Consider the following 7429-nt stretch of genomic DNA (forward strand, 5'->3'; position numbering starts at 1 on the left):
TTTGAAGTCTTAATATTTAAATAATTAAGATTTGAATTATTAAGATTTGAAGTATTAAGATTTGAAGTATTGAGATTTGAAGTCCTAAAATCTGAAATCGTAATATTTGACGATTTAACTATGATTCTCCCTCATGATAAAGTAATCAGGCGATACCAATTAATTTGAATGAATTGATTTGAATTACATGTCAGAGGGAAAACTATTGCTACAACCGGGTACTTTATGGACAAGTGTTGTCAATAGTACCGTACACGCTCTCGAATGTGGGGCTTTGTTATCCATCCCAACAAATTTTGAGTTTGTCGAACAAGATGGTGTCAATTTTTTGGTTCGCGTTTTAGCTAATTTAGAAAGAAAGGAGGAAGCCAAAAAAAAACTAGAAAAATTATCTGCAGAAACTGGAAAGGTAAAATTAGAAAAGTTTAACCCATTTTTACCTTATGACAAAGATTTATTTGTGGCAGATATTTCCGAAACTCACGTATGTATTTTGAATAAGTACAACGTAGTCGAACATCATTTACTAATGATTACCCGCGCCTTTGAAGAGCAAGAAAGTTTATTAACGTTGCAAGACTTTACTGCTATGTGGGCGTGCTTAGCACAAATCGATGGTTTAGTTTTCTATAACGGTGGTAAGGTCGCCGGTGCAAGCCAACCGCACAAACACCTACAATTAATTAAACTTCCCCTCATACCTTCCGGGTTAAATATACCAATTGCGCCTTTATTAGAAACAGCAAAATTTAAAGGTTCAATTGGTAGTCTGACAGGAATGCCATTTTTACAAGTTTTTGTACAGTTTGACCCCAGTTTTATCGATTCTCCCCTGAAAGCGGCTGAGGTAACCCTGAAACATTATCATGATGCGTTAGACGCTGTTGGTTTATTAGATAATGATGGGGTTACCTCCGGAAAACCAAAAGGAGCTTATAATTTTCTGGCGACTCGGGAATGGATGTTGATCATACCAAGACAAAAAGAAGAATTCGCATCAATTTCGATCAATTCATTGGGGTTTGCAGGTTCGCTGTTTGTTCGTGATGAGAAACAAATGCAAATCCTCAAAGATAGTGGTCCCATGAATATGCTACAAAATGTTGCTTTTGCCCAGATTTAACAGAATTTAGCAAATAAATATAAAAAATGTTTCCCGTACTACCTTAATACATTGATTTTTGATAAATATATTCTTGATAAATGTATTCCCGGTAAATGTATTCTTGATAAATATATTCTTGATAAATGTATTATTGATACATTTATACTAATATTTTGTACGGGGATATAAATTATGTCTCGAAAGGCAAGAATTAATTTACCTTACTTTGACGAACTATTAAAAGACTTTCAAGAAGGAAGAACAGAAGTAATTAAATGCTTTGGAAATCACGTTCATTGGGGTTATTGGGAAGACCCAGCAACAGCAGATGGTTCTGTAGAAGATTTTGAGCAAGCAGCAGAAAAATTAGCTCAAAAAATCTACTTAGCCGGTCAAATCTCTTCAAATATGCGTGTCTTAGATTGCGGTTGTGGCTTTGGTGGAACAATTGCTAGTTTGAACAACCGCTTTACTGCTATGGATTTAACCGGGTTAAATATTGACTCACGTCAGCTAGCAAGAGCAAGAGAACTCGTTCAATCCAAAAACCAAAATCATATAGAGTTTATAGAAGGAGATGCATGCGAATTACCTTTTGCAGATAACTTCTTTGATGCAGTACTTGCTGTTGAGTGCATATTTCATTTTCCTAGTCGGCAGCGCTTTTTTCAAGAAGTATGGCGAGTTCTAAAACCAGGTGGAACGCTTGCAATCAGTGATTTTGTACCTCGACAAATAGTTATTCCGATCGCTAAAACAGCACCCAAGCTAGTTAAAAAACTTGGTGGGAGCTATTACGGACGCGTAGATCTTAACTTTAGCCTTGGTGACTATCATAAATTATCAAAAAATATAGGTTTCAAATCTTTAGTAGAAAAAGATATAACCTCTAATACTTTACCAACTTATCCTGTGGTCGAGCGAGTGCAAAAAAAAGGAGAAAAGGAACTTTCTTTCGCTAGCTGGACGAGTCGCTGGGGAATATTGCGTTATTTTATTTTTTCTTATCAAAAACCATAGTCACAATGAAAATATTCTCGAGACGAAATATGAAAGTCTAAGATAATTTGCACTCAGAGAATTTGTAGATTTTAATTTATAATTTTCGGTTCGAGTTTACCTAATTTCAACGGGTGATATTGTTTCTACTTCGCAGTCTAATATTTTGAATGGTATAGAAAACTCCAGGAACTGATAAAAGAATTAAATTCAATTGTGTTAACTCTTTTCGATACCAGCGGTGTTGAGAGAATAGAACCAAACCACAGAAAAAAAATGCTACTATCAGTACAATATCTTGACGACGAAAAAGTTTTGGACGGGTAAAAGGTAAGGCACACAAAGTCATACCAGCGATTATTAGAATAGTTCCAATTAGATTTACCGGATTTTCAAACATATTTTTGATTGACGATTTTTTATGATTGCGAACATATAAGTTCGGAAACTGATATTCTACCTATAATATGTAACAGAGAACAGGGAACAGTGAATAAGTTTATTTATCTAAAAGAGTATTAGCATTAACTCTCAAAAGAAATAGATTTAATTGATTATTAGGGTGATTTAGTTGGAGTTTTTCAAATCAATTATTAAAAACAAATTGCTTTATATCTGAACTATTAAAAGGATACTCAATTTTGACATTTTTTCTAATTAAAGTAATGTAATACCCAATCATAAATTATCGACGACCAATTACCCATTACCACAATGACACTGTCGTGTCACACTCCGCTAACGCCGTAAGGCGCGGGCTTTTACCCATTACCAATTACCCATTACCAATTACCAATTCTCACAAAATCTATCTAATTCTCATTGCTCGCAATCTAACAGATTCGGTAAAAGCAAAAATTCCCGCTCCTGCTAACATAAATTCAGCAAGGGGAATTTCTTGAGAACCATAACGGCGATATTCTTGGAAAATAAGCAAAACCCCATTAAGAGCAAATATTACAGCAAATACAAAATCATAATCTCGTGCAATTCTCGGATACCAAGAACGCAAGAAAAATAAACCTCCACCAAAAGCTGCGAGAAAAACTCCCAATAAAATAATCCAAGTAGCAGATTTGAAAAAAAATAACCCTGCTGCGCCAAAAAAAGGTACAAACCTAATCACATATAAGGCTTTTTTCAACCAAACTGGCGATATGATCTTTACGGTTGCTCCTGTATCGTTAGCACGAGTATTAACTCCACGAACCGCAAATTTTTGTTGGATAGTAGGAACAAAAGCTGGTGAACTAGATGGTTCCATTGTTGGAATGAAATTCTGTAAATTCTGAAGATCGAATAAAATTTCTGACACCGACTGATAGCGATCGCGCCAATGGTAAGACACCATTTTTTTTAAAATAGCGGTGAACTCAGGGGAAATTCGTGATCGATTTTCCCAAACAACTTCACCAGTATCGGGATCCTCAGATAATTGATGGGGTGGAATACCTGTTAATGCTTGAATTGCAACCATTCCAATTGCATAAATATCGCTGTTGAGACGGGGTTTACCCTGTGCTTGCTCTGCAGCTATAAATCCAGGAGTTCCAATTGCAACTGTCCCACTCACCTCGGTTGAAGATTCAATTGTTTGAGTGCGTATTTTTTTGACCGCACCAAAATCAATCAAGACTAATTTCCCATCAATGTCTCTTTTTATTAAATTATCTGGCTTGATGTCTCGATGGATAACATTACAGCGATGTACAAATTCCAAAACCCTCAAAATGTCCTCTAACATGAAAACAACTTGATTTTCCGCCCAAGGTTGACCTATTTGGAAATCTTGACTGAGGGGATGTCCAGTTATTAACTCTTGTACCAAGAAAAATTGTTCTTTTTCCTCAAAATAGGCTAACAAACGGGGAATTTGGTCGTGGTGTCCCAGTTTTTCTAAGATTTCCGCTTCAGTTCGAAATAGACGTCTGGCGATTTTTAATTCTTCAGATTTAGAACTTGGGGTTTTGAGTAATTTGAGAACGCAGTTTGGATTTCCCGGACGACGGATATCTTCAGCAATATAAGTTTCACCAAATCCTCCAGAACTCAGAACTTGTGTCACTTTATAGCGTCCATCTAATAGCTTTCCTAACATTGTTTATTTTTTGCTTATTTATAATCCAAGAGCGGTACAAAATGAGTTGTACAAAATATAAATATAGTTATTAATTAAATCTGTTGGAGATTTCATCGTTATTATTTAAAGTCTTTAGTATAGGATTGCTATAAAGACGAAACTTTAAATTACATCGATCGTGCTTGAGTTTCAACCTTCTGGCTTTGGAAAAAAATTAGTTGAGACATCTCTAGGAAGTATGGTTTATTACAGCCAAACATCTGTTCCTTGGGATATATCTCAAGTGGAAAGTTTACCAAAAATTGTGTTTTTGCATAATTTTGGTGGTGGAGCATCCGCTTATGAATGGTCAAAAGTTTATCCTGCTTTTGCCTCAAATTATCATATACTTGCACCAGATTTAATTGGTTGGGGTAATTCGGCTCATCCCATGAAGAATTATCAGATTAATGACTACATAACAACCATTAGAGAATTTATCCAAAAAACTTGTAGTTCTCCAGTAATTTTAGTTGCTTCTTCTCTGACTGCAGCTTTAGCAATCAGGATTGCAATTCAACATCCAGAACTATTTCAGCGATTATTTTTAGTATGTCCTTCTGGATTTAATGACTTTGGAGAAAATGCAGGACGTAGACTTCCCCTAGAGATAATTAATACTCCTGTTATAGAAGATTTAATTTATTTGGTTGGAGCTGAAAATGAAATTTCAGTCCGTAATTTTTTAGAAAGTTTTTTATTTGTTAACCGGCAAAAGGTTTCCCAAGAAATAGTACAGGCTTATTTAAATTCGGCACAAAAACCAAATGCAAAATATGCCGCTTTAGCTTTTCTGCGAGGCGACCTTTATTTTGATTTGAGTTTGTATATATCTCAACTCAGTATTCCAACTATTTTCTTATGGGGTGAGAAAGCTCAATTTACAAAGTCTCAATTAGGAGAACGCTTAGCAAAGTTAAATCGGAATGCAATTGAAAAGTTTTATTCCATTGAAGATGCAGGAATTTTACCCCATCTGGAAACGCCCGAGGTGATAATTGGTTTGATGCAAAAACATCTTTAGTGGTTTATGACATCACAATTTAGTACTTAGATTTTATCTAATCTCTGTTCCATTTTCTGCTGATAAGATTGAAAGGGTCGCGATCGCATCACTTAGCTCGCAATTATGTGGTGTGATTTCTGCATAACGTCCACCTTCGGTTTCATAAGTCAAATTGATCTTAAGGTAGCGATCGGGTTTATAGGGCATTTTTTCTGCCCACTCAATTGCTACAATTCCCAAAGGTAGTTCCATACCCTCCCAATAGATTTCTAAATTTAAAGCTTCTATTTCATTCCCTGTGAGACGATATAAATCTAAATGATAGAGGTCGAGACGTCCTTGGGTATATTCATTAACAAGAGTAAATGTTGGACTAACAATGGACTCCCTAATACCCAAACCTTTTCCTAGTCCTTGGACAAAAGTAGTTTTACCCGCTCCTAAATCACCTTCCAATAAAATTACGCTACCAGCAGGTAATATCTTACCAAGAGTTACACCTAAATTATTTGTTGCTGCAGCATCTGCAAGTAAGATCTTCATAATTTACAATCGCCACTTATCTTGACTATTTACTTATTATTATTTGTTGACCTCATAACATTATGAAGTAATTTTTCAATTTTTTTGGTTGTTTTTAATTAATTTAGTAATTATATTGACTGTTTGAAATATTTGAAAGTCCGTGTATGAGTTTATCTTTATTCTTTGGTTGTAATAGCGCTTTTTTGTCTGAATATATACCTGATAAAATCTTATATAAAAATATTCGACTTTATTTATCAGAAAAATCAAATAGAGTTGGAATATAGTCGGTTTTAAGGTGAGATATTTTCTGTTTCTGGTTTCCTGCTTTTTATCTATTTTTATTGGTACAAAAAATATTATCTTCTTGCATATGCTGTTGTTGCAGTAGGTAAAAGATAATTTTGCTAGCTTTAGGTATAAAGATATGGCTCGTAATTACAACTTTTTTTTGATTCAAATATCCCAAGCAATAAATATAAATTTATCGCACTTATGCAAGTTGAGCGGTTATACTCAAATGATTTAACCCGGAACATATATTATTTCCATGAATAATATAAAACTAAATCAAATAAAACCAAACCAAATAAAACCAAATAAAACAATACTTTTCCAATATATTATTTATCAATCTAATTTATCAGAAAAAATATGAACAATTCAGATTTTGGGCAACAAAAATTTCTGGAGATTATCGAAAACATTAAACAAGCAAATAGTGATGAAGAAATAATAGACATATATAATTTTTCTACCTTCTACATTCGTAATTCTTTTACATGTCAACAACTGCATCAAATCAAAGCAATAATTGCTAGTAATCATTACTGCAATGAAGATATATTGAAATACTTGTTTAAAACTGGATATATTGTGCAAGTATATAACAACACTAGATTTCAGTTAACACTCATTGAAAATCCTGCTTTACTTGAAGAACTAATTTTCAAATCTGACTTATCTAACAGCGAATCAATTCCAAGTGCAATTTATGAACTAATTTTAAATGATGACATCAAATTCAGAGATAAAATTTTTGAGTTAAATTCTAGTCATGCTCCAGATTATATTAGATTAAGGCTGACATTAATTAGGGTTAATTTGATATACCACTAATTAATAATTAGAAACCTTAATCAAATATTCTAACCAATAATTTATTATTCCCAATATTTATTGGGTTATTTTTTTGGATTATTATTTTTTAAGTTAATTGATTTTTGGTTATCCTATTTTGATTATTCCAGTTTGGAAACTCGCTCTTCCAGTTGTTTCACATCTTCCTTTAGTTCGATTACCAAGTTTGCCAAATTCTCAAACATATCTTCAGATCGTATTTGTGAAGATATTGGTTTTTGAGCAGTTGCATCAGAAGGATTACTTGGTACTTTAACACCTCTTGAACCAATTTGTGATTCAATTCGGTTGACCCTTGACTCCAAACGGGAAAGGTCGAACTTTAAAGTATGTATGTGAGATTGAAATTGTTGAGATGAGGCTGATTGAGAAATCAATCCACCCCAAACAAGGGATGTTAAGATTGCAGCTAATATTAGTAACCCTACTTTTCTCATCTGCTAGGCTCCACAGAAATTTAAAAGTTATCAATAATTTTTCAGGGCTAATTTTTGACTGTTAATTCTTGACTGTTAATTTTTAAGCGTGAATTTCT

8 protein-coding genes are annotated in these 7429 nt (G+C 33.8%); 4 read left to right on the plus strand and 4 right to left on the minus strand.

Annotated features, from left to right (window positions below; genetic code table 11):
* Positions 1 to 187: 187 nt before the first annotated feature.
* Positions 188 to 1123: a DUF4922 domain-containing protein gene (locus QNJ50_RS08085; RefSeq protein ID WP_300633888.1), complete on the plus strand. Its 936-nt coding sequence runs from the start codon at positions 188 to 190 to the stop codon at positions 1121 to 1123.
* Between the two features lie 174 nt (positions 1124 to 1297).
* A complete protein-coding gene (locus tag QNJ50_RS08090; RefSeq protein WP_300633890.1) occupies positions 1298 to 2125 on the plus strand; it encodes a class I SAM-dependent methyltransferase in 828 nt (275 codons plus the stop codon).
* A gap of 106 nt (positions 2126 to 2231) precedes the next feature.
* Here QNJ50_RS08090 and QNJ50_RS08095 read toward each other — a convergent pair whose 3' ends face one another.
* Positions 2232 to 2504 carry a Ycf66 family protein gene (locus QNJ50_RS08095; RefSeq protein WP_300633892.1) on the minus strand — a complete coding sequence of 91 codons (273 nt, stop codon included), beginning with the start codon at positions 2502 to 2504 and terminating at the stop codon, positions 2232 to 2234.
* A 408-nt stretch (positions 2505 to 2912) separates the two neighbouring features.
* Positions 2913 to 4202: a protein kinase gene (locus QNJ50_RS08100; protein WP_300633894.1), complete on the minus strand. Its 1290-nt coding sequence runs from the start codon at positions 4200 to 4202 to the stop codon at positions 2913 to 2915.
* Positions 4203 to 4362: 160 nt separating this feature from the next.
* Between QNJ50_RS08100 and QNJ50_RS08105 the strand changes: the two genes are divergently transcribed.
* Entirely contained in the window at positions 4363 to 5247 is an 885-nt protein-coding gene (locus tag QNJ50_RS08105) for an alpha/beta hydrolase (RefSeq protein ID WP_300633896.1), read from the plus strand.
* Positions 5248 to 5280: 33 nt separating this feature from the next.
* Here the strand turns inward: QNJ50_RS08105 and tsaE are convergent, their stop codons facing one another.
* The gene (gene tsaE, locus QNJ50_RS08110) at positions 5281 to 5772 is read right to left on the minus strand and encodes a tRNA (adenosine(37)-N6)-threonylcarbamoyltransferase complex ATPase subunit type 1 TsaE (RefSeq protein ID WP_300633898.1); all 492 of its coding nucleotides are present in this window, start codon (positions 5770 to 5772) and stop codon (positions 5281 to 5283) included.
* A 636-nt stretch (positions 5773 to 6408) separates the two neighbouring features.
* Here tsaE and QNJ50_RS08115 point away from each other — a divergent pair.
* Positions 6409 to 6873: a hypothetical protein gene (locus QNJ50_RS08115; RefSeq protein WP_300633900.1), complete on the plus strand. Its 465-nt coding sequence runs from the start codon at positions 6409 to 6411 to the stop codon at positions 6871 to 6873.
* Positions 6874 to 6995: 122 nt separating this feature from the next.
* Here the strand turns inward: QNJ50_RS08115 and QNJ50_RS08120 are convergent, their stop codons facing one another.
* On the minus strand, positions 6996 to 7331 hold the full coding sequence (locus QNJ50_RS08120; protein ID WP_300633902.1) for a hypothetical protein: 336 nt from the start codon (positions 7329 to 7331) through the stop codon (positions 6996 to 6998).
* Between the last annotated feature and the right edge of the window lie 98 nt (positions 7332 to 7429).

This window comes from Mastigocoleus sp. MO_188.B34 (genome assembly GCF_030065675.1).
Classification (GTDB): Bacteria; Cyanobacteriota; Cyanobacteriia; order Cyanobacteriales; family Nostocaceae; genus Mastigocoleus.

Bases quoted from the DNA above. Each gene is read 5' to 3' on its own strand.
- QNJ50_RS08100 (WP_300633894.1), bottom strand. From the start codon at position 4,202: ATGTTAGGAAAGCTATTAGATGGACGCTATAAAGTGACACAAGTTCTG.
- QNJ50_RS08115 (WP_300633900.1), top strand. From the start codon at position 6,409: ATGAACAATTCAGATTTTGGGCAACAAAAATTTCTGGAGATTATCGAA.
- QNJ50_RS08120 (WP_300633902.1), bottom strand. From the start codon at position 7,331: ATGAGAAAAGTAGGGTTACTAATATTAGCTGCAATCTTAACATCCCTT.
- QNJ50_RS08085 (WP_300633888.1), top strand. From the start codon at position 188: ATGTCAGAGGGAAAACTATTGCTACAACCGGGTACTTTATGGACAAGT.
- QNJ50_RS08095 (WP_300633892.1), bottom strand. From the start codon at position 2,504: ATGTTTGAAAATCCGGTAAATCTAATTGGAACTATTCTAATAATCGCT.
- QNJ50_RS08090 (WP_300633890.1), top strand. From the start codon at position 1,298: ATGTCTCGAAAGGCAAGAATTAATTTACCTTACTTTGACGAACTATTA.
- tsaE (WP_300633898.1), bottom strand. From the start codon at position 5,772: ATGAAGATCTTACTTGCAGATGCTGCAGCAACAAATAATTTAGGTGTA.